General features: G+C 26.2%; 24 protein-coding genes. 18 read left to right on the plus strand and 6 right to left on the minus strand.

Annotated elements, in window-relative coordinates:
- Positions 1 to 138: 138 nt before the first annotated feature.
- Both B2W91_RS00555 and B2W91_RS00560 read right to left on the minus strand, forming a co-directional pair.
- Entirely contained in the window at positions 139 to 561 is a 423-nt protein-coding gene (locus B2W91_RS00555) for a GNAT family N-acetyltransferase (RefSeq protein ID WP_291578311.1), read from the minus strand.
- Between the two features lie 151 nt (positions 562 to 712).
- Complete coding sequence (locus B2W91_RS00560; RefSeq protein ID WP_291578312.1) at positions 713 to 1636, minus strand: alpha/beta hydrolase; 924 nt, start codon at positions 1634 to 1636, stop codon at positions 713 to 715.
- Positions 1637 to 2397: 761 nt separating this feature from the next.
- On the opposite strand from B2W91_RS00560, the gene B2W91_RS00565 reads away from it, so the two are divergent.
- The 3 genes from B2W91_RS00565 (at position 2398) to B2W91_RS00575 (ending at position 4605) form a co-directional block, all read left to right on the plus strand.
- On the plus strand, positions 2398 to 3000 hold the full coding sequence (locus tag B2W91_RS00565; RefSeq protein ID WP_291578313.1) for a GNAT family N-acetyltransferase: 603 nt from the start codon (positions 2398 to 2400) through the stop codon (positions 2998 to 3000).
- A 290-nt stretch (positions 3001 to 3290) separates the two neighbouring features.
- Positions 3291 to 3788: a hypothetical protein gene (locus B2W91_RS00570; RefSeq protein ID WP_291578314.1), complete on the plus strand. Its 498-nt coding sequence runs from the start codon at positions 3291 to 3293 to the stop codon at positions 3786 to 3788.
- A 283-nt stretch (positions 3789 to 4071) separates the two neighbouring features.
- Positions 4072 to 4605 (plus strand): GNAT family N-acetyltransferase, encoded by a 534-nt coding sequence (locus tag B2W91_RS00575; RefSeq protein WP_291578315.1) that lies wholly within the window; start codon positions 4072 to 4074, stop codon positions 4603 to 4605.
- 134 nt (positions 4606 to 4739) lie between these two features.
- Here B2W91_RS00575 and B2W91_RS00580 read toward each other — a convergent pair whose 3' ends face one another.
- A complete protein-coding gene (locus tag B2W91_RS00580) occupies positions 4740 to 4991 on the minus strand; it encodes a hypothetical protein (RefSeq protein WP_291578316.1) in 252 nt (83 codons plus the stop codon).
- A 456-nt stretch (positions 4992 to 5447) separates the two neighbouring features.
- Here B2W91_RS00580 and B2W91_RS00585 point away from each other — a divergent pair, with 456 nt between their 5' ends.
- The 9 genes from B2W91_RS00585 to B2W91_RS00625 all read left to right on the plus strand — a co-directional run bounded on the left by B2W91_RS00585 (position 5448) and on the right by B2W91_RS00625 (position 13479).
- Positions 5448 to 7676: a HelD family protein gene (locus B2W91_RS00585; protein ID WP_291578317.1), complete on the plus strand. Its 2229-nt coding sequence runs from the start codon at positions 5448 to 5450 to the stop codon at positions 7674 to 7676.
- Between the two features lie 354 nt (positions 7677 to 8030).
- On the plus strand, positions 8031 to 8831 hold the full coding sequence (locus tag B2W91_RS00590) for a GNAT family N-acetyltransferase (protein ID WP_291578318.1): 801 nt from the start codon (positions 8031 to 8033) through the stop codon (positions 8829 to 8831).
- A gap of 380 nt (positions 8832 to 9211) precedes the next feature.
- The gene (locus tag B2W91_RS00595; RefSeq protein WP_291578319.1) at positions 9212 to 9478 is read left to right on the plus strand and encodes a CD3324 family protein; all 267 of its coding nucleotides are present in this window, start codon (positions 9212 to 9214) and stop codon (positions 9476 to 9478) included.
- An 83-nt stretch (positions 9479 to 9561) separates the two neighbouring features.
- Positions 9562 to 10308, plus strand: a complete 747-nt coding sequence (locus B2W91_RS00600) for a class I SAM-dependent methyltransferase (RefSeq protein WP_291578320.1) — start codon at positions 9562 to 9564, stop codon at positions 10306 to 10308.
- A 152-nt stretch (positions 10309 to 10460) separates the two neighbouring features.
- Positions 10461 to 11009: a GNAT family N-acetyltransferase gene (locus B2W91_RS00605; protein WP_291578321.1), complete on the plus strand. Its 549-nt coding sequence runs from the start codon at positions 10461 to 10463 to the stop codon at positions 11007 to 11009.
- A gap of 109 nt (positions 11010 to 11118) precedes the next feature.
- Positions 11119 to 11652 (plus strand): GNAT family N-acetyltransferase, encoded by a 534-nt coding sequence (locus B2W91_RS00610; protein WP_291578322.1) that lies wholly within the window; start codon positions 11119 to 11121, stop codon positions 11650 to 11652.
- Positions 11653 to 11769: 117 nt separating this feature from the next.
- Positions 11770 to 12237, plus strand: coding sequence for a hypothetical protein (locus B2W91_RS00615; protein ID WP_291578323.1), 468 nt, complete (start codon positions 11770 to 11772; stop codon positions 12235 to 12237).
- Between the two features lie 10 nt (positions 12238 to 12247).
- Positions 12248 to 12865: a bis(5'-nucleosyl)-tetraphosphatase (symmetrical) YqeK gene (gene yqeK / locus B2W91_RS00620; protein ID WP_291578324.1), complete on the plus strand. Its 618-nt coding sequence runs from the start codon at positions 12248 to 12250 to the stop codon at positions 12863 to 12865.
- A 38-nt stretch (positions 12866 to 12903) separates the two neighbouring features.
- Positions 12904 to 13479: a GNAT family N-acetyltransferase gene (locus B2W91_RS00625; RefSeq protein WP_291578325.1), complete on the plus strand. Its 576-nt coding sequence runs from the start codon at positions 12904 to 12906 to the stop codon at positions 13477 to 13479.
- 125 nt (positions 13480 to 13604) lie between these two features.
- On the opposite strand, the gene B2W91_RS00630 is transcribed toward B2W91_RS00625, so the two are convergent.
- Positions 13605 to 14162, minus strand: coding sequence for a hypothetical protein (locus tag B2W91_RS00630; RefSeq protein WP_291578326.1), 558 nt, complete (start codon positions 14160 to 14162; stop codon positions 13605 to 13607).
- A gap of 313 nt (positions 14163 to 14475) precedes the next feature.
- Here B2W91_RS00630 and B2W91_RS00635 point away from each other — a divergent pair, with 313 nt between their 5' ends.
- Together B2W91_RS00635 and B2W91_RS00640 are read left to right on the plus strand one after the other, a co-directional pair.
- A complete protein-coding gene (locus B2W91_RS00635; RefSeq protein ID WP_291578327.1) occupies positions 14476 to 14931 on the plus strand; it encodes a GNAT family N-acetyltransferase in 456 nt (151 codons plus the stop codon).
- Between the two features lie 120 nt (positions 14932 to 15051).
- Positions 15052 to 15693, plus strand: a complete 642-nt coding sequence (locus tag B2W91_RS00640; protein WP_291578328.1) for a lactate utilization protein — start codon at positions 15052 to 15054, stop codon at positions 15691 to 15693.
- A 119-nt stretch (positions 15694 to 15812) separates the two neighbouring features.
- Here B2W91_RS00640 and B2W91_RS00645 read toward each other — a convergent pair whose 3' ends face one another.
- Complete coding sequence (locus B2W91_RS00645; protein WP_291578329.1) at positions 15813 to 16970, minus strand: AI-2E family transporter; 1158 nt, start codon at positions 16968 to 16970, stop codon at positions 15813 to 15815.
- Between the two features lie 192 nt (positions 16971 to 17162).
- On the opposite strand from B2W91_RS00645, the gene B2W91_RS00650 reads away from it, so the two are divergent.
- The 4 genes from B2W91_RS00650 to B2W91_RS00665 all read left to right on the plus strand — a co-directional run bounded on the left by B2W91_RS00650 (position 17163) and on the right by B2W91_RS00665 (position 20089).
- Positions 17163 to 17735 carry a TetR/AcrR family transcriptional regulator gene (locus tag B2W91_RS00650; protein WP_291578330.1) on the plus strand — a complete coding sequence of 191 codons (573 nt, stop codon included), beginning with the start codon at positions 17163 to 17165 and terminating at the stop codon, positions 17733 to 17735.
- A 119-nt stretch (positions 17736 to 17854) separates the two neighbouring features.
- On the plus strand, positions 17855 to 18706 hold the full coding sequence (locus B2W91_RS00655; protein WP_291578331.1) for an ABC transporter ATP-binding protein: 852 nt from the start codon (positions 17855 to 17857) through the stop codon (positions 18704 to 18706).
- Positions 18703 to 19380 (plus strand): hypothetical protein, encoded by a 678-nt coding sequence (locus B2W91_RS00660; RefSeq protein ID WP_291578332.1) that lies wholly within the window; start codon positions 18703 to 18705, stop codon positions 19378 to 19380. Before B2W91_RS00655 ends, B2W91_RS00660 begins: the two co-directional genes overlap by 4 nt.
- 13 nt (positions 19381 to 19393) lie before the next feature.
- Positions 19394 to 20089, plus strand: a complete 696-nt coding sequence (locus B2W91_RS00665; protein ID WP_291578333.1) for a hypothetical protein — start codon at positions 19394 to 19396, stop codon at positions 20087 to 20089.
- Positions 20090 to 20414: 325 nt separating this feature from the next.
- Here the strand turns inward: B2W91_RS00665 and B2W91_RS00670 are convergent, their stop codons facing one another.
- A complete protein-coding gene (locus B2W91_RS00670) occupies positions 20415 to 21143 on the minus strand; it encodes an HAD-IB family hydrolase (RefSeq protein WP_291578334.1) in 729 nt (242 codons plus the stop codon).
- Between the last annotated feature and the right edge of the window lie 311 nt (positions 21144 to 21454).

Consider the following 21454-nt stretch of genomic DNA (forward strand, 5'->3'; position numbering starts at 1 on the left):
TTTTTATAGAAAATTTATTTTCAAGAGTATATATTAAATTTTCACATTGTATCCCTATAATAACCCCAATTATCATAACTATATTAATATCTTTATAAAATAAGTGAGCTCTTTATAGAAAAACAAGTTATGAATTAATTATTCTGTAAATCCTTTTTCGCGCATTTTATTTTGATTTAGAAATAATGCCATTCCTGTTTTCATTTTCTTAAAGTTCATTTTTTCATAGAATATTTCCTTACCAGGTGAAGCATATAATATAAAATTACATTGAGGTAAGTTTTCAACAATGCTATCCATGATTATTCTTCCAATTCCTTTGCCTTGGTATTCTGGCAATATAGCAATATCATAAATTGCAGCTTGATAGACTCCATCGGAAATAGCACGACCAAAGCCAACTAGAGTATCGCCATCAAAAACAAATACAACTGTATGGCTATTCTCAAAAGCTTTTTTATGTATCTCACCTTCAAAATATGCCATTTCAACTCTTTTTAAAGTTTCAGATACATAATTCCAATCTATATTTAAGCAGTCATATTGAATTCTAAAATTCATAAAGTTCCTCCTAATTTTAAATATTTAAATGTCTCTTTTAAAATTTATAGTTTGTATTTAAATATATATTTTAAGTTATTATACTAAATATGAAAATACAAAATATATTAAAGGAGAAGTATCAATAATTGTTTATTCTCAATTGTATAAACTATTTTTGGTTTCTATCTAAAAATGTTAATATATCATCATAGACTTCTTCTTTGTTAATTTCATTGAGTATTTCATGTCTTGCATCATCATAAAGTTTCATTTCTACTTTCTTAATACCTACATCTTTTAAACTATTTTGAAGCCTTTTAACACCTTGTCCCATTAGCCCTACAGGATCTTTTTTACCTGCTAATAATAATATAGGTAATTGTGGAGGTATTTTATTTAAGTTTTCATCCTTGTAATTATCTTTAAGTCCCCTTAATAAATGATAAAAATATGACGTTGAATGTATAGTGCCGCATACAGCATCTTCAAGATATTTATCTACTTCCTTAGTGTCCCTTGTAAGCCAATCAGAATTTGTTCGATTAGGTTTAAATTTACTATTAAAATCTCCAAAGCTTAATTTGTCCATAAGAGTAGCAGGAGCTTTAGGACCTTTTTTCTTCATCTCCATTTTAGCTACCAATGTCCCAAAGGAAAATTTGAGATTTTGTTTTCCATTACTTCCAGATAAAATTAATCCCTTTAACTCACTGCCATAAAGTTCACTATATCTTAAAGAAATAAAAGAACCCATGCTATGGCCCAGTAAGAATACAGGCAATTTAGGATTTTCTTTTTTTATTATATCTGTTAATTCTTTAAGATTGTCTACCATAAGATGAAATACGTCACCTTCACCCATGTACCCAAGTTCATCAGGACTCGTTTTACCATGACCTCTATGGTCATCAGCATAAACAACGTAACCATTTTCATTTAGAAATCTTGCAAAATCATTATACCTTCCTGCATGCTCAGCCATTCCATGAGCTATCTGTACCACTCCTTTTATTTCTGGCCCTTCTGGAGTCCATTTATATACATAAATATCTTTTTCTAGTTTATCCTTAAAATAAAAATTATTTAGTGCCAATGTAATCATCCCCTTTAAGTTTATAAAAATAATAATTAGAAAACTTTAGTAATTTAACTATTATGAAATCAATCTTCTTGCTTAATGAAATATATTACCTATTTTAATTATTTATTTTTCTCCATAGATATTATTATAATTTGCTGTAATAAATTTCGTTATTGTTTCTATAAGTATTTTATTAATTTTAAGGAGATTTTCAATTAAGAAACCATCTATTGTAGCTTTTTCTATAATAGTTTCTTTAGTATATTTTTCTAAAAAAACCTCCTATTGGTCGGATGGTTGATTGTAAAGTGATTTTACTGCTAACCTAGATAATTGTCAATTTTACATTGTGAATTGAAATACCCAAGGATGTAGCTATATTCAGCTATATATTAATTTTTAAGATAGTTTATCTATAAATATGAAAAAAATAATGGATTTAAGAACCATTGATGTAAAAGTAAAAAATATGAAATAAAGCTTAAATTAAAGAGTTATAAGCATTATACTTATAATAATCAACTGTAATAGTATTATATAAGCTTTATGGTAGTATAAAGTACCATGAAAGTATTCTGAATATTTGCTAATATATAATAAAGAGCATTTTTATGCATGTTAATCAAGATTATTAAGAATTTAACTAAAGTATCTTAAAAACAATTAGTTAGTATGTTAACAAATATAACTATTTTGACTTTATTTAAAAGTTTGTTTTTAAAGGAGAAGTCTCTACAATTCTCAATTCTCCATTGAATAAGGGAGTGGTGTAAATGAATATTGAACTAGAATATCAGGTTAGGTTGAGAGATAAATGTTTTGAAGAATTTCCTACCTTGGAGACAAAGAGATTTATACTTTGCAGATATAATGAAATTTTCTTAAAAGATATAGAGGAGCTTTTTTCTGATAAAGAAGTAATGAAGTATTCTGGTACAGAGATCATAGATGCTAAAAAGCAAGCAAATATGTATTTAGAGAAAGTAGAGATGATGTATAGAAATAAGGAAGGTATTAGATGGGTCATAGTTGATAAAATAACTAATGAATTTCTTGGTGATATGGGGCTTTATAATATTGATTTATATTCAAATAATACGGAAATAGGATATACAGTCGTTAGGCGTCATTGGAGAGAAAAAATTGCTAGTGAGTGTATAGAAAGACTTCTTAAATTTGTTTTTAAGGAATTATATATGAATAAAATTATTGCTATGATAGATAGAGACAATTTTCCATCTATAGCATTAGCAAAAAAAATAGGTTTTTGTGAAGATGGAGTATTAAGAGAACATTATTATAACTATCAAGTGGGTGGATATGGGAATATAAGTGTATATTCTATGTTAAGAAAAGAATATATGAAACAAAATTAAAAAAATATTAGATTTTATATAATCTTAATAAAGACTATTTATAATGATAGTCTTTATTTTTATGGAAAATATTAATTTAGAAGCTTTCTATAAAAAGGAATATTTAGGATGCTAAAAAAAGAAAAGTGTGATATAATACTTTAAAATTCAAGCAATATTTTTACATTTCAAAATAAAGGTAAACTTAATGAAGAAGTAGAATTATAGAAAAAACAAATGCAAACATAAAGCGAAATTACTTATTTAAAGATGCCTAAATTGATATTATAGAGCTAGAGGGGGAGAATTAAATGAGAATAATATTGTTTATGATAGTTCTTTTATTATTGTATACTCTTTTTTATAATGTTTTAGGTCCAAGCATCACTTTCTTAATTATGTCAGGTGCATTTCTTATTATGGGTGCATTATTTTCTTTTAAGAAAGAATTTTTTGATAAGTGTATTAAATTTGCGAGTCCTAAGTTTTATGATAATTTTAATTTAAAAGATGAAAAATTTAAAGAAAGAAACAGAAAAACTAATATTGTATGTTTATATTTACTATCAGTATCCGCATTTATGAATTCAAGGTTTTGCTATGCAATTAGCCCAGAATTTACAACGAAGTTTGATTTTAAAAATATTTTGATTACATCTATTTGTGCATTTATAATATATTTTCTTAGTTCCTATATATTTAAAAAGAGTAAAAGCAATGCTCAGTATGTAATATTTTCTGTATTATTAGGTATTATTGCTGCAATAATCATAGGGATATTGATATTTAGAAATATAGAGATATTTTAAAATAGGGTTTAAATATAACACATATATAAATTAGGGGATGGTATCTTGGACAGGCTATCTAGGCTGCCTAATCTAGGCAAAGTTTTAGAATAAAAATTAATAAATGCAGGAGTTAGAGTTCTTTTTTCAATCACTTAAATAGATAATTGGTTAAATAAACTTAGATATCTTTAAAAACAGTAGATCAGTATAGTTTATCATATTGGCTGTTGAAGTCATCTATAAACTATATAGTGGAGCTTGATTAAGGTGTATCTAGGAAATTAATAAAGGGGGAAAACTAATGTATATTGGTGAAAAAGTTAAATTAAGAGAGTATAGAAAAGAAGATATAAAAAATGCACAGGAGTATATGAATGATAGAGAGATTAGGGGTTTGTTAGTTCCTAACATACCATATCCATATACTTATGAAGATGAATTAAAATGGTTTGAAGGACAGTCAGGAAATAAAGATTTATATAACTTTGCTATCGAAACTTTAGATTATGAAAAATATATTGGTGGCTGTGGTATAAATAATATTGATTGGAAGAATAGTGTAGCTACAGTTGGAATATTTATAGGAGATAAAAATTACTTAGGTAAAGGCTATGGAACAGATGCTATGAAAGTTCTTATAAATTTTATATTTGAGGAAATGAATATAAATAAGATAAAATTAAATGTATATTCCTTTAATGAGAGAGCAGTAAAAAGTTATGAAAAATGTGGATTTAAAAAAGAGGGATTACTTAGAAAAGAGATATTTAGACATGGAAAATATCATGATGAAGTTGCTATGGGAATTTTGAGAGAAGAGTATTATGAAAAATAATATTTATAAACTTAGAAGAGTAAATTTACTAAGCTTATATTTCTTATAAAAGTAAAAGATTTTTATATAAAAAATACATTAAGAAAGAACCCTTGTATAAACAAAGGTTCTTTTATGAGTTTACAAAGTATATGTTAATCATATGAATCAAAATCAGTTTCATCGTAAGCAATATCGTCACTGTCATTAAAACACATATATATGCTTGAGTCCATATCTACTGCACATTGTGGGCAGACAGTTATAAATTTTCCAAAGAAGCCATCAATTCTGCATAAATCTTCTGGCGAGCAGAACTTGCCACATTGTTCACATTCTTTTAAATTATCATTAGTATATCTGCCATCCTGCCAATCATCATCAAATAATTTATCTAAAGACTTCATATTAGTCCTCCTTTATTCAACCTAATAGTTATGTATTGCCTAACTAGAGAGAGAAACATTGCATTGAAATATCAATAAATAAGTATTTTATCTTAGATTATGTACAGATATTTTAGTCTTTATTCTTGCTATCAAAATTTTAAAGAACTTTGATTATATATTTCGTAAGGTAGCTTAAATATAATGTAACTAAATATTCTGAAAAATTTAAGCGGTTAAGTTTGAATGATTATATGAGTTCATAATCATTATGGCATAAGAAAAATAATCATGAAGAAATTTTATTATTAAACTATAAAATAAAATCACATTTAAGGTTTACTTAAATATGATTTTTACATATAATAAAAATGGGTATAAAAATCCCAATTATACATTCTATATTACATAATAATTATATCATAAAATAAAGATTGATGTCAATAGGTATTTTAAAAAATATGGGAAGGTGAAAGAATGAATAATTTTGAACCAGACAATCATGATGAAATTCTATATCTTGAGGGTACATTAGGCTTTATAGAAAAAGAACTGGAGAAAGAAAAGGAAGAGCTAAATGGCAGATTAAGTAAAGTCATAGCTTCAGGAAAAGAGATGTGGGAACAAACAGCTCATTCTTCAAATGATTTTGATAAAGTTCCAGAAATGAACCAATACCTTTTTGAAGTAAATAATCAAACACAGAGTTATGGAAGTACATTGAAAAAAATAAAAAAATATGAACGTATGATAAAATCCCCTTATTTTGGACGATTTGATTTTAAAGAGGATGATTTTGATGACACAGAAAAAATATATATCGGTATCTATAATTTAATGGATGAAGAAACAAATTCAATTTTAGTATATGATTGGCGGTCTCCTATTTCTAGTATGTTTTATCAATGTGAGGTTGGTAGAGGCTCATATAACTCACCAGTTGGAATAATTTATGGTGATATCCTAATGAAAAGACAGTATAAGATTGAAAACTCAAAACTTAAATACTTCTTTGATAGCAGTATAAGAATTAATGATGAAATTTTACAACAAGTATTATGTAATAATTCATCTTCAAAGATGAAGAATATTGTTGAGACTATACAAAAAGAGCAAGATATAATTATTAGAGATACCGAAAATCATCTTTTAATTGTGCAAGGAGTAGCAGGCAGTGGTAAAACATCTATAGCTTTGCATAGAATCGCATTTTTACTTTATATAGGAATGGATTCAAAAATAAATTCTAACAACGTTATAATAATTTCTCCAAATTCTATTTTTAGCAAATATATTTCTGGTGTTTTACCTGAGCTAGGAGAGGAGAATGTGGAACAAACCACTTTTGATGATATTATCTATAAATTTTTAGGAAGTAATTTTAGATTTGAAAGTAGAAATGATCAACTTGAATCTCTAATTCTTCTTAATAATCTTCAAAAATCCCATGTAAAAATGCAAAGTATAAAATTTAAAGGTTCTAAAGAGTTTACAAAACTTCTTGATAGATTAATAGAATATTTTGAGCATAATTTAATTAAGTTTGAAGATGTTTATTATGACGGTAAAATTATTGAAACAAGACAACAAATAAAGAATCAATTTCTTAATAATAAAATTGGTATGCCAATAGCAAAACGACTTAGAAGAATTGAAAATATCATATTAAATAAAGTTCATCCTTTAAGAAAGATAAGGATTGAAAAAATTGAGAAAATTGTACAAAATAGTCCTAATCATGAGTTTGAAATAAAGTCCTTTAGTAGACTGCTTTCTATAAAAGAATCGAAAGCGTTTATGAAGAATATCCATAGATTCACTAAAGTTGATTATATGAACCTATATAAAGTACTTTTTAATAAAAATGATATTCTATTAAAACTATCTAAAGGATTAAATCTTCCTAGAGAGATTGAAGAAATAATATTAGAAACTAAAGAAAATCTTAATAATGGATATATTTGCTATGAGGATTGTGCACCACTCTTATATATTAAATTAAAACTAGAAGGTAATGAAGAGTTTTCAGAAATCAGGCAGGTAGTTATTGATGAAGCACAAGATTATTATCCACTTCAATATGAAGTTTTTAAGCTGTTATTTAATGGGGCAAGGTATACAGTGTTAGGAGATTTTAATCAGACACTTGAAAAGTATGGTGATAAATCTCTATATGATGATATAGAAGAAATATTACACAAGAAAAAATCAGTGAAACTTTTTTTAAATAAAAGTTATAGATCTTCTATAGAAATAAATTCTTTTTCTAAAAAGATATTAAATATTAAAGAAGATTTTATTTCTTTTGAAAGACATGAACATGAACCAATAGTTATATTCAAAGAAAATAAAGAATTAATTTATGAGAGTATCATAAAAGATATTGATTATTACTATAAAGAAGGTTATGAATCTATTGCAATCATTTGTAAAACTCAGCAAGAGTCAGAAGAAATTGAACAAGGATTAAATAGATTAGCCCATATTAAATTATTGAATATAAAAGGTGGTGAGTTTGAAAAAGGCACTTTAGTTATACCTGCATATATGGCAAAAGGATTAGAATTTGATGTGGTTATTATATATAATGCTTCAAAAGATAATTATAAAAGTGAATTTGATAGAAAGCTTTTATATATAGCCTCTACAAGAGCACTACACCGACTAAATGTCTATTATACTGGAGAAAAATGCGACTTCATTTGATATATTACACCTTGCATATTTTGTATATATAGGGTTTCCTAATGAAAATTTAACTTATGCACGATTTAAATTTCCATAACAAAAATTCTTNNATTCTTCATTATTAATCCTTAATTTCTAAGGATTTAAGCTGTTTTTATAGAAAATTTATTTTCCAGAGTATATATTAAGTTTTAACATTGTATCTCTATATATGTGTGTAAGGTGTTAATTTTTATAATAAAAAGGGATTATAAAAGATTTATTGAATTTAAATAGTAAAATTTTGTTAATGTGGCTTTAAGTGAAGGAGCAGAATCTACATGATTAAGGGGATTGATATGAAGAGTGTAGCAGAATTAAAGGGGGATGGCTATGGTTAGAAAATTGAATGAAAATGATAATTTAATAGTTATGAAATTCTTAAAAGAAGAGGCGGAATTTAATCATTATTTAATAAGCGATATTGAAGAGTTTGGATATGATGGAGGATTCCAGGAAGTTTATGGAGGGTTCAATAATAATAAATTGAATAGTATTCTTCTTAAGTGCTTTGGATTTATTATGGTATATGCTAGGAATGAATTTGATGTAAAAGCAATGACAAAAATTATAGAAAGCTTTGGCAATTTTTATATGTTAGTAGGAAAAGAAGAAGTTGTTTCAAAGTTTGAAGAAACTGGACTACCTTTAGAAGCTCCACAAAAAAACTGCTATAGCATTTTGCGGAGTATTAATCCTAGATTTAAAGTAAATAACAATATAGTAGTTAAAAAGGTTACAGTAGATGATGTGAATAGGATAGTTGAATTAAGAGATAAAATTAAAGAATTTAAAGGTGGAAGTAAAAATTTTAAAGAGATGTTGCTAAAAGATTTTGAAACTAAGACTGCACGAGGTTACTATGTAGAGATAGATGGCAATATGGTATCTTACGCACAAACCTCCATTGAAAATAGCTTTTCTGCAATAATAGTAAATGTAATGACAGAAGAAAAATATAGAGAATATGGTTATGCTTCCGCTTGTTTAAATACATTGTGTAAAGATCTTTTGAAAGAAGGAAAAACTCTATGTCTTTACTATGAGAATCCGAGAGCAGGAAAAATCTATAAAGAGATCGGGTTTAAAGAAGTGGGTACATGGAGTACGTATAAAAAAATAAAGGATAAATAAATTAAGCAATAGAAAAATAAATATTAATTATAATATATTTCATACTATAAAGATCTAATATACGGAATGATTAGTTATAATCATTCTTTATATTGAGAAAAAGCTTACTTTTATAATAAGATAGAATTAATATACTTAATGTTTTTATAAAAGTTAAAATTATAAGTTTTTCTTTAAGTGGAATAGAATATATAAATATGTTAAAATTTACATATATATTTTGAAAGGAGAGGTTCAAATGACAGTCAGCAAATATCTAAAAATAGAGGTTAGAGTTCTATAAACAGGGAATAAACCTGTGAAATCTAGGATATTTACATTAGGTTTTCCTTGTTTTTAGAGTCTATTTATTAATGGACTTAAATAGGGAGGATATAATATTGAGTTATATAAATGGAAAGAATGTTTTACCTAAAGAATTATTAGAAGAAATACAAAAGTATGTGGAAGGTGAAATCATTTATATACCCAAAAAAAGTGAGAAGATTTCTTGGGGCGAAAAGAGTGGATATAGAAAAGAATTAAATGAAAGAAATAGCAAAATAGTTTCTCTTTTTAATTCTGGATTGTCTATAAATAAATTATCAACACTTTACTGCCTATCAGAAGATAGCGTAAGAAAAATTGTTTTTAAAGCTTGTAAGTAAGAGTGATTTTTGATAATTTTACTATAAAAAATTATCATTAAATAAAAAAGAAATAGCAACTATATAAATAGGGGGATAAAATATTGAGTTATTATGGAAGTCTATGCACACAAATTTATGACTTAGATAAGCCGACAATAGATAAAGAACAGCTAGATTTTTATATGGGTTATATAACAGATAAGAAAATGAGAATATTAGAACCTATGTGTGGATCAGGCAGATTTATCATACCTTTTTTAGAAGAGGGTTTTAATATTGAAGGATTTGATATTTCAGATGATATGTTAAATTCTTGCAGGGAAAGGATGAAAACTAAGAATTTAAATGGGAATGTTTTTAATGCGGGAATTCATAACTTTCAGACAGAAGCTAAATATGATTTAATTATGATACCTGTAGGTTCATTTTCATTATTACTTGATAAAGAAATTGTTATATCAAGTCTTAATAGATTAAAAGAGAATTTAAATGAAAATGGCACTTTACTTCTGGATGTATTAACAACAGAATGCAGGGCAGAAGAATGTGATAAATGGGAAGAAGCGAATAGAATGACTAGAGCCGATGGTAAAGTTATAGTACAATATTCAAAATCTCATTATGATAAAACAAATAAGATTATTTCGTCTCCATTAAGATATGAACTTTTAGATGGTGACAAAATAATTGAAAGTGAAGAAATGGATTTTTCTATGAGATTATATGATATCAATGAATTTGAAGAGATTTTGAAAAATATAGGATTTAAGCATATAAAAATAATAAGAGACTGCAACATGGCTTTATATCCAAATGAAGAAAATATAATATTTGAATGCAGAATTTAAAAATTTAATAATGTAATTTCATATAATTATGGTATGAAATTTTTTAAAACTAGCAATTTTATTGCTAGTTTTTATAGCGATAAGATATATACATAAACTTTATTTAATGGGGAATTGAGCATTGAAATTTTTAATTGTAAGAGGGGATTAGAATGGGAAGTTTAGAAACAGAAAGGCTGATATTGAGAAAATTTTCCTCAAATGATTGGAAGGATTTATACGAATATCTTTCTCAAGAAACAGTAGTAAAATATGAGTCATATGATATTTATACTGAAGAACAATGTAGAGAAGAAGCAATGTATCGTTCAAAGGAAGATGCTTTTTGGGCAGTTTGTTTAAAAGAAAATAATAAATTAATAGGAAATATATATTTTAGCCAACAAGATCCAAAAGAATTTTCTACATGGGAAATAGGGTATGTTTTCAATCCAAGGTATTATGGAAAAGGCTATGCTACAGAAAGCTGCAAGAAAATTTTAGATTATGGATTTAATAAGTTAAAAGCACACAGAATAATTGATATGTGTAATCCTGATAATACAGCTTCATGGAAGTTATTAGAGAGATTGAATATGAGAAGAGAAGGACATTTGCTAAAAAATGTTTTCTTTAAATGTGATAAAGAAAGAAATCCTATTTGGAATGATACATACCAATATGCAATTTTATCAGAGGAATGGTTTATTAATTTTAATTAAAGTTTATATATAAGGGACGGTTCATAATTTTTTATTGAAGTTAATAATAGACAAGCAGTTTATTAATTTCAAAAGTTTTAATGAACCGTCCCTAAAACAGGAGGATTAAATGATTTATTATAAAGATAATGAAATTAAGATAAGGGATATTTGTGGTGAGGATATTGTAAGCCTTTTTTCATGGAGAATAGATAAAGAAGTAAATAAGCATGATCCTAGACCAATTCCTCAAAATACTAAGGAATTAATTAAGGAATGCATGGAGTGCTGTAGAAGATTCGATAATGAAATAATGAATGAAGATATAAGCCGTAGAAAATATAAATATTTTATGATTACAAATCATGAAGATTTACCTATAGGCTTTGTAAATTTTTTCAGTATAGATAGAGTAAGAAGTGAAGGAGAAATGGGCATAGAAATAGGCGATAAAAGATATTGGAATAGAGGTATTGCCTGTAAAGCAATAAAAGTAGCTAGTGAGTATATATTTAATAACATGGATATAAAAAGAATATATATAGAAACCAGTGAAAATAATATACCAGCTTTAAAATTATTTAAAAAGCTTAACTTTATACAATGCAATGAATATGTGGAATATGAAGGTTTTAAATTTGTTGTTATGGAGAAAAGAAAATAGGGACGGTTCATTACATTTAATATAAATTTCTAGACAAGCTATTTAATGATTTTACAAATTTTGATGAACCGTCCCTTAAATTATTCGTGTTTGCTATTTATATAAAGAGGAGAAAAAATGAGAAATATAGAAAAGATTATAACAGAGTTTAAAGAAATAAATTTTCATGATGGTTTTATGCGAAAGATGGATATCATTCCTCCAAAGGAGTTACATAATTGTGATATGTCACAATATGCTATAAGATTTGATTTAACTTTGTGGGATCGAAATTTTAAGGAAATTTATAATGCGATTATTCAATTTATTGATGTAGCTAATATAAATATGAATGTAGACTTTGATGTATTTAGTGATAATGGTGATTATCAAATACAGGGAGCATCAGTAGAGAGCTACAAAAAATCTGATGATAATATAGTTGAAGATTGTTATCCAAAATGGAATATAGAATATAGTGAGGATATGGATACTCCAGTAAAGTATAAAATAGAAAATAAGCATAAGTATGCATTATTTACAATTGAACTCTTTGGAGGAGAAATTAAAATACTAGCAAAAGATATAAAAATAGTTAAGAAATGAGGTAACTAAAATGAATGATATATTTAAAGGAAAAACGAGGGATGTACCTCTAACAGGAAACATTAGAGAGGATTCTTATAATCTTCTTATGAAATATAACAGAGTTGTAATAGCAAATCATTCATTAAAGGTTGCAGAAAAAGCTAAATCTTTAGCTAAACAATTTGGGGTTGATGAAAATTTAGCTGAGATTGCAGGACTTCTACATGATATAAGTGGCGTTTATCCAAATGAGGAAAAATTAGAGCTTTGTAAGAAACTTAATATAGAAATTTTATTAGAAGAAGAAAAGTTTCCAATGATTCTTCATCAAAAAATATCTAGGGTTATGGCTGCAGAAATATTTAATATTAGTAATAAGGAAATTTTAGAAGCTATTAGTTGCCATACTACATTAAAATCTAATGCTTCTCCACTAGATATGGTTTTATTTATAGCAGATAAAATAGAGTGGGATCAAAAAGGGTTGCCACCTTATATTGATGAAGTGGAAAAAGCTCTTAATACATCATTAGAATTATCTGCATTTAAATTTATTAAATATCAAATGGATAATAAAGAAAATCTTAAAGTTATACATCCATGGTTATTAGAGGCTTATTTAGACTTAGAAAAATGGATGATATAGTATTTACTTATATGAAATAAATCTTAGGGGGATATAAATTGATTAAAGGAAAAAAAGTTATTATAAGACCACTTGAAATTGGGGATGAAGAATATCTACATAAATGGTGGAATGATGAAAGCATGATGGAGCATGCTGCTCTTGCTTTTGGCACTCTTCAAAGTAAAGAAAGAATTAGGCTGAGCATATTAAAAGAAATAGAAAATAGTGAACTTTATCCAGAAAGAAAGAGATTTTTGATATTAAGAAAAGAAGATATGACTCCTATTGGAGAAATTAATTATAATGGCTTTGATAGTAGAAATCAAAAATCTGAATTTGGAATAAAAATTTGTGAAGTTACCGAACAGGGGAAAGGCTATGGAATAGATGCATTATATCATTTTATAGATTTCATGTTTAGATTTCTAAATTTAAATAAGATAGAACTAACTACAATGATAGATAATAAAAGAGCACAAAATCTTTATAAAAAATTAGGCTTTAAAGAAATAGGCATAATTAGAAGTGGTTATTTTGACTCTAGAATTGGTGAATTTTCAGATGTAGTATACATGGATATGTTAAAAGATGAGTGGCTTAAAATAAAAAATAAGGCATCTGAAATAAAATAACTAGTGAAAGATAAAACAGATGTTTTGCGTAAGACAAAGGATTATAGCATACGGATTAGTTATTTTGAAAAACATCTTTTGAAATAATTTATTAACATTTCAAAAGATGTTTGGCTGCTAATTTTTCATTCTATTATTTTCCCATCTTTATCATAGGCTTTAATATTTTCGTCCAAAGGTTTATTATTGAATAGCTTAAACCAAAATATGGCTCCATCTTTTTCTTTTATCACAGCATTTATTTCTTCACCGGATAAAGTTAATTTTGATATATTTGAATCATATATTCTTCCCGTTGCTAAATAATACTTATTTCCATTAGGCATTGTGATTTCTGACCATGCAGTCATATATGGAGAAGGTGAAATTGGATCAGATTCGAATCTGAAAAATGGAGACAATCTACACCAAATCCAATCTTCTTTATCTTTACTCACGGATGCTATACCTAAAGAATTATCCACTGTAAAAAATATTATTTTATTTTCATAAAGTTCTTCTTCATAAAGTAAATCTTCAATAGAAGCTCCATCTTGTTGTAATCCTTTTTCAATAGCTTCATTATAACTTGTGCCTTTTACCCAAGTAATATTAAAGTCTTCCGTCTGCTTTTTATTGCATGCTGTTATAGTTAATAGCAAAATTAGTAGAAGAGTAAGAATTAATTTTATCTGTGATCTCAATTTTATAGCCACCTCATTAAATCATATTTAATACTGTCTATAGATTCTTTATAATATAAATATCCAGTATTATATTATTGCATTGGTATTATATAATATGTGGTGATTCTTGTATCAATTCGTAATATGCTTATATAGTGTATTTCTATATTTAATTATGAAAATCCTATCATGTATTTCAAAATAATACTAGGATATAAACTATAAATATTTGATTATATGCTTAGGCATATGAAATAAAATAAGCCAATATAATAAAAAGCTATTTTCTTAAAAGTCCATTATATAAAAAGCAGATGAAGGAGGATATATTATGACTTGGAAACTAAAAAAATTTGAAGAGTTAACTACACTGGAGTTACATAACATTGTAAGGGAAAGAATTAATATATTTGTACTGGAACAAAATTGTATATATGAAGAATTAGATGGTTTAGATTTAAAATCTTATCATCTCTTTAAAGAAGAGAATAATAATGTAGTTGCTTATCTTAGGATACTTCCTAAGGGAGTGGTATATGATGAAGTTGCTATTGGTAGAGTTTTAACTGCTAAAGAATATAGGGGGAAGGGCATTTTTACAGAGCTTATGGAAAAAGCTATAAGTTTTATAGAAGATGAATTAAATGAAAAAACTATAAAGATTTCTGCGCAGGAATATTTAAGAAAAGCCTATGGAAAATTTGGATTTAAAGAAGTATCAGAAGTTTATTTAGATGTTAATATTCCACATGTAGAAATGGTTTATAGTAAAAGTAATAGCTTATAGAATAAGAAAATAAGAGGTATGATATAATCTATATGATAGTAGCATTTTAAAATATAATAAAAAGGCTACACTTAAAAAGCTAATGTAATTAAATTACTTTATTCGAAGGGACGTATTAAAATGGATGAGAGTCTTTCATGGTATATTGAAAAGAGAATAGAGAGAACCATAGAAGGGTTAAATAAACGGAATATGGAAGGACACTTTGTTAATGACGAAGTTGAATTAATAGAATTATTAAAAAGTCTAATTCCTGATGGCTCTGTAGTTGGAGTTGGTGATTCTATGACGCTTTTTGAAACTGGGGTTATAGATTTTCTTCGTAATGAAAAATACATTTTTTTAGATAAATATAAAGATGGGATTACAAAGGAAGAAAAAAGAAAAATTTATGAGGAAAACTTTTCATCAGATACTTTTCTTTGTAGTACAAATGCTATCACTGAAAGTGGCGAACTTTATAATATAGATGGTAATGGAAGTAGAGTTGCGCCAATGTTATATGGACCTAAACAGATTATATTAGTAGCTGGAATAAATAAGATAGTTAAAGACATAGATGAGGCAGAAAAAAGAGTACGAAATTATTCAGCTCCTATTGATGCTAAAAGATTAAATAAAAATACTCCATGTACAACTTTAGGGTATTGTGTGGATTGTAAAAGTCCAAGTAGGATTTGTAATGACTTTGTAATTATAAGAGGACAATTTGTTAAAGGAAGAATAAAAGTTATCTTTGTTGGAAAGCAACTTGGGTATTAATAAATTTTATATAGATCGTAGTTCGTAAAATATGAGTAATATATTTTAAATAAATAGGTCATTTCTCAGAAAAACTGAGAAATGACCTATTTATAAATTGTGAATTCTATCTCAAAAATTTATTTTTGAGATGGTTTTTTCTTTTCAAACTTTAAGTGACTTATATCTATCTTAGTATTATCCACCATGTCAGCGATTTCTGGATGTTTATCATCATATCTTTTCATGAATCTTTCATAATATATTTTTATAACTCCAGCTATAGGGACGGCAATAAGCATACCTAACATTCCATAAACTGCACCACCTACACTTAATGAAAGTACACAAGTAACAGGGTTAATGCCTACACTATCGCTAGACATTTTAGGTCCAAGCCAGTTACCATCTATTTGTTGTAATATAAATAGCCATATAAGTACAATTAAAGCAGTTACTGGTGAGTGGAATAAATTTAAGATTGTCCCAAATACTATACCTAAAAATGGACCGAAAATTGGAATCATGTTCGTTATTCCAAAGAATACGGAAATAAGTATAATATATTGAGATTTTATAAATATTAATCCTATAAAGCAAGCTATAGCCACTATTAGAGATTCTAAAGCTCTAACTCCCAAATATGTTCCAAGCATATCATCTGTACAGTGTAATAATTCTAGCATTTTTACACCATATTTCTTTTTAAATAAAATAAATATTCCTTTTTTCAGAGATTTTACAAAAATTTCTTTGTAAATTAAATAATATATAGCAATGATAAGAGCAAATCCCCATTTAATAATAGAAGCAGTCACTGATACCAATGATGAAAGCAAGGCATTAAATAAGGTAGTAGACCATGCTCCTAAGGTTTTAGCTAGATCAAACTTTTTAGTTAATTCTAGAACAAATTTGCTGTTAACATTGTCTCTAATCCATCCATTAGCGGATGAAACCATATCTGGTGTAGAATTAATAAGGTTTTTAATGTTTCCAGTAATTCCAGGTACTAAATATACTATAGAAAGAGTTAATACTAAAATTACTATTATACAAGTTAGGAGTACGCTTATTCCCCTAGAAACCTGTAATTTTTTCTCAATATAAACCATCAATGGATTTAGTGCATAAGCTATAACTGCACCTAATATAAAAGGTGATAATATCCCCATAACAAACTTATAAGCATCTGCTACTATTGAGTAGTTATCAATAAGTTTGATTCCTATATAAGCTAATAAAATTAGAACTAATATATGGAGATTTTTCTTTATCTGTAATTTTAAATTCTCCATTTACATCCCCCCTTCATGCAAAATATAAAACAATTATATCATAGAATAATAATTATTAGTTATGAACTAATTTAGTTTTAATGCTAATTTAATAGAAAAGATGTAAAAGTATGATTATTTTTGTTGAATTAGGTTGATATTTTATAAAAGGAGACATATTATAGAAATATAATAAAGAACGGATGATTTTTTATGCAAGTGCTAAAGGAAGAAGTTAGAAATTCTATAATTGAGGCTGCTAAAGATGAGTTTTATGAGAAAGGCTTTGAAAGAGCAGCAATTAGAAGTATAGCTAAAAAGGCAGGAACTACCATAGGAAATTTTTATAATTATTTTAAAAGCAAAAATGAGGTTTTTTCAATTGTAGTGAAGCCTATTATAGAAAAAGTTGATCATTTAATAAACCATCATCATAAAAGTAATGTAGAAGCTAATAATCTTTCTAAGGAAATGATTTTTTCAGAATTAAATACTTTTTTTCCATTAGGGTTTGAAGAAATTTTTAATAAAAACTTTGTAATTCTAATGGAAGGAAATAAAGGCAGTGAATTTGATGGCTTTAATTCTAAATTTCTTTCAATGTTAGAAGAACATTTTTTAAGTCATTTAGAAAAAAATCAACATAATGTACTATTATCAAAAATGATAGCAGCAGCTTTTTTACAAGGAATTTTGACCATGATTAAGTACAATCCTTGTGAAAAATTATCAAAAGAAGCATTGTATAACTATTTATTTATATTTATAAAGGGAATTGAATTATAATACATAAGTTATATAAAATAAAAACTTAAATTAGTCAAATAAAACATACTGTAGAATTTGCAGTATGTTTTATTAAAAATCAAAAACGAACAATCGATTTTTATTGTGGAGGGGTATTTATGATAGAAGCTAAAAATTTAAATTTTCGATATAAAAGTAGCAAAGAAGACAGTATTAGAAATATGAATTTTAACATTAAAAGAGGTGAAATTTTTGGGTTTTTAGGTCCATCAGGAGCAGGAAAAAGTACGGTCCAAAAGATTCTCCTAGGACTTATGAAAAACTATAGAGGAACTGTTAAGGTAATGGACCAAGAAGTAAAAAATTGCAATGAAGAATATTACGAAAAAATTGGGGTAGGATTTGAGCTTCCTAATTTATATATAAAATTAACAGTTATAGAGAACCTAGAATTTTTTAATAAGCTTTATAAGAATAGTTGTACTAATATTTTAGAATTGCTAAAAATAGTGGACTTAGAAAGTCATAGACATAAAAAGGTTGAAGAATTATCCAAGGGTATGAAGATGAGACTAAATTTTTGTAGAGCACTTTTAAATGATCCTGAATTATTATTTTTAGATGAACCTACTTCAGGTCTTGATCCAAATAATTCTAAGGTGATTGAGGATATTATTTTAAAGAAAAAACATGAAGGAAAAACTATAATTTTAACTACTCATAATATGAGCATTGCAGAAAAAATATGCGATAGAGTTGCTTTTATAGTAGACGGTGAAATTAAGCTTATAGATAGTCCAAGAGCTTTAAAGCTTAAATATGGAGATAAGAAAATTAGAGTTGAGTATAAAGAAAGTGATGTTTTGCAAAAGGACTTTAACTTAAAGTGTTTAGGAGAAAACAAGGAATTTCTTCATATTATTAATAATAAAGAAGTGGAAAAGATTTATACACTAGAAGCGTCTTTAGAAGAAATCTTTAGAGAGGTTACAGGGAGGATTCTAGTATGAGAATTTTACACAGCATAAAGTATGATATTATGTCTCAATATAAAAATGGTATTTATTTTATATATGGGTTTATTTCTATTATTTATATACTAGCACTTCAACTAATACCGAGTAATTTTACCAATACGGCATTAATATTTTTAATTTTTTCAGATCCTACTTTTTTAGGATTTTTCTTTGTAGGAGCTATGGTGTTATTAGAGAGAAATCAAGGCATACCTTTAGCTTTATCTATAACTCCACTAACATTACAGGAGTATATAATATCAAAGTGTATATCTTTAAGTCTTATTTCAGTCATAGTAAGTTTAATTATTACTTTTACAGTTAAAGGATTAGAATTCAATATAATTTTATTAATAAGTGTAATTGCAGTAAACTCTATGATTTTTACATTAATAGGCTTAATAACAGGAATGTATTCAAAAACTTTAAATCACTATTTTTTAATAGCAACACTGGTAGGCATAGTAATAGCAATTCCAATTTTAAATTATTTTAAAATTACAAGCTTTGAACTGTTTAATATATTTCCTACTTATGTAGCTATATCCTTAATCGAAAAAGTTATTTATAGAAGTGAAATTAATATTATATATTTTCTAATATCTATAATTTGGATGATAGTTTTATACGATTTAACAAAAGTAGTTTTAAGAAATAAGTTTATTTAAGGCTGGTGAAACCATGAAAAAATTATTAGTTTTAATAAAGGAAGATTTAAAAAATATGTATAAAGATCCTATGTATTTAATTTCTTTTACTTGTCCATTATTACTAATTATATTTTGTACAATAGGAATTAGATTTATAGAGAGTAAGTTTAATATGTCTTTAAACAATTACTATGCTCTTATACTATGGATGGCATTAATAATGACACCTTTCCTTATAGGAGTACTTGTAGGATTAATATTATTAGATGAAAAAGATCAAAATTTAATAATATATTTTTCTATAACACCTCTTAAAAAAGTGAATTACCTAATATATAGATTATCAATGCCTTTTGCTATTAGCTTTATAATGAACTTAATATTATTCATAGCTGCAAATTTAGTAAAAGCTAGAATGATTAATATTTTTATAATAGTATTTCTAACCTCATTTTTAGCACCTATAACTACAATTTTTATGGGAGCTTTTGGAGAAAATAAACTTCAAGGATTAACATTAACTAAGCTTTGTAGCTTTATATTGTTTATACCTGCAATAAATTATTTTATAGATAGTAAAATAAAATTCCTAACTTATATAATACCTAACTATTATAGTTTAGAAATAATAAAAAATAGTTATATAAATGGAAAAATTTTAGTTTTTAGTTTAGCTGTAAATATGGCGTGGATATTTTTATTAGGAAGAAAATTAGTGAACCAATAATATTTTTTGAGTTAATTTAAATTTATTGTATGACTTTTAAAGTTTTACTAAAGAATGAATGAGAAAATAAGTGTATTCCTAATTTACATGAAAAATTTACTACTAGAATTAAAGAAATAGAAAATAGAATTAATATTTTAAAAAAGCGAATACTCAATTTAATGTAGTATTCACTGATTATTGTTTTAGTTAAGATATAGAGAAGAAGCTGAGTTAATTAGAACAACCCTATAAGGCTTAGCAACTTAACATTACTAGTTTTAAGCCTTTTAGGTTTGTGAAAACAAAACCTCAGATAAATTCTCTAGAAAGTTTTTTAGAAATATTATAAAAATTGTATATTATCTATATTTAAGTTATAAGTTACATCTTTTCTCTCAACTATAACTTTTATTTTATCCTTTACTTCTTCATCTTCCATAACTTTTGTTAAAAGCTCTTTAGTAGGATTTATACAGTAAGGTATTCCTACAGATTTAAACATGGTAAAATCACCAGATGTATCACCATATGCATAACTTTTTTCAAGATCTATATCATATTTTTCTTTTAATTCCATCAACGCTTTTTCCTTGCTTTCAGAATCCCACATAGGTATTATGTTACCTGTGTAATTTTCATTTTCATCTAACAAATATATGGAACCTCTATAATCATCCATATTGTATTTGCTTGACATTTCTCTTACAAGCTCAATTGGAGAACCGGATATGGCAATAACTATATGGCCTTGTTCTTTATGCCATCTTATTCTCTCTCTTGAAAATGTATATACTCTATCCCCTTTTTGCTCTATTACTTTTTTCGCAATGTAATCTATATGATTTCTGCTTATCCCTTTTATAGCTTCCATATATATATCTACCATTTTTAACAAATAAGTATCGTAATCACCTTGTCTTTTATCCCATTTAATAAAAGATGGTCTAACTTCACTATACCATTTTTTTTCTTCTACTAATTCATATTTTATTATCTTTTTAAAAACTTCTGTTATTAAACCTTCTCTATATATTGTTCCATCAATATCAAAAAATGCTGCGATATTTCCCATAGTACTCACTCCTAACAATATTGAATTTTTTATATTTAATAATAGATTGTATCATATTATTTAATAATGTCAAAATATTAATTATTATTTTTTAGAGTAGTTTATCTATATATAGATATGCCAATTAAAATTTAATGTATACATCAAAATTATTATTTAATTTAATTCACAATTAAGGATATCTCTTAGCAAAATTTAAGAAATTTTGAATTGATACTGTAGCAGCGAACTTAATTCAATTCACAGTTCACAATGCAAAATTCACAGTTGTGGATATTTCTCAGCTGCCACTGAGAAATTTAAAATTAATT

Source organism: Clostridium sp. UBA6640, assembly GCF_002455975.1.
GTDB lineage: Bacteria > Bacillota > Clostridia > Clostridiales > Clostridiaceae > Clostridium_J.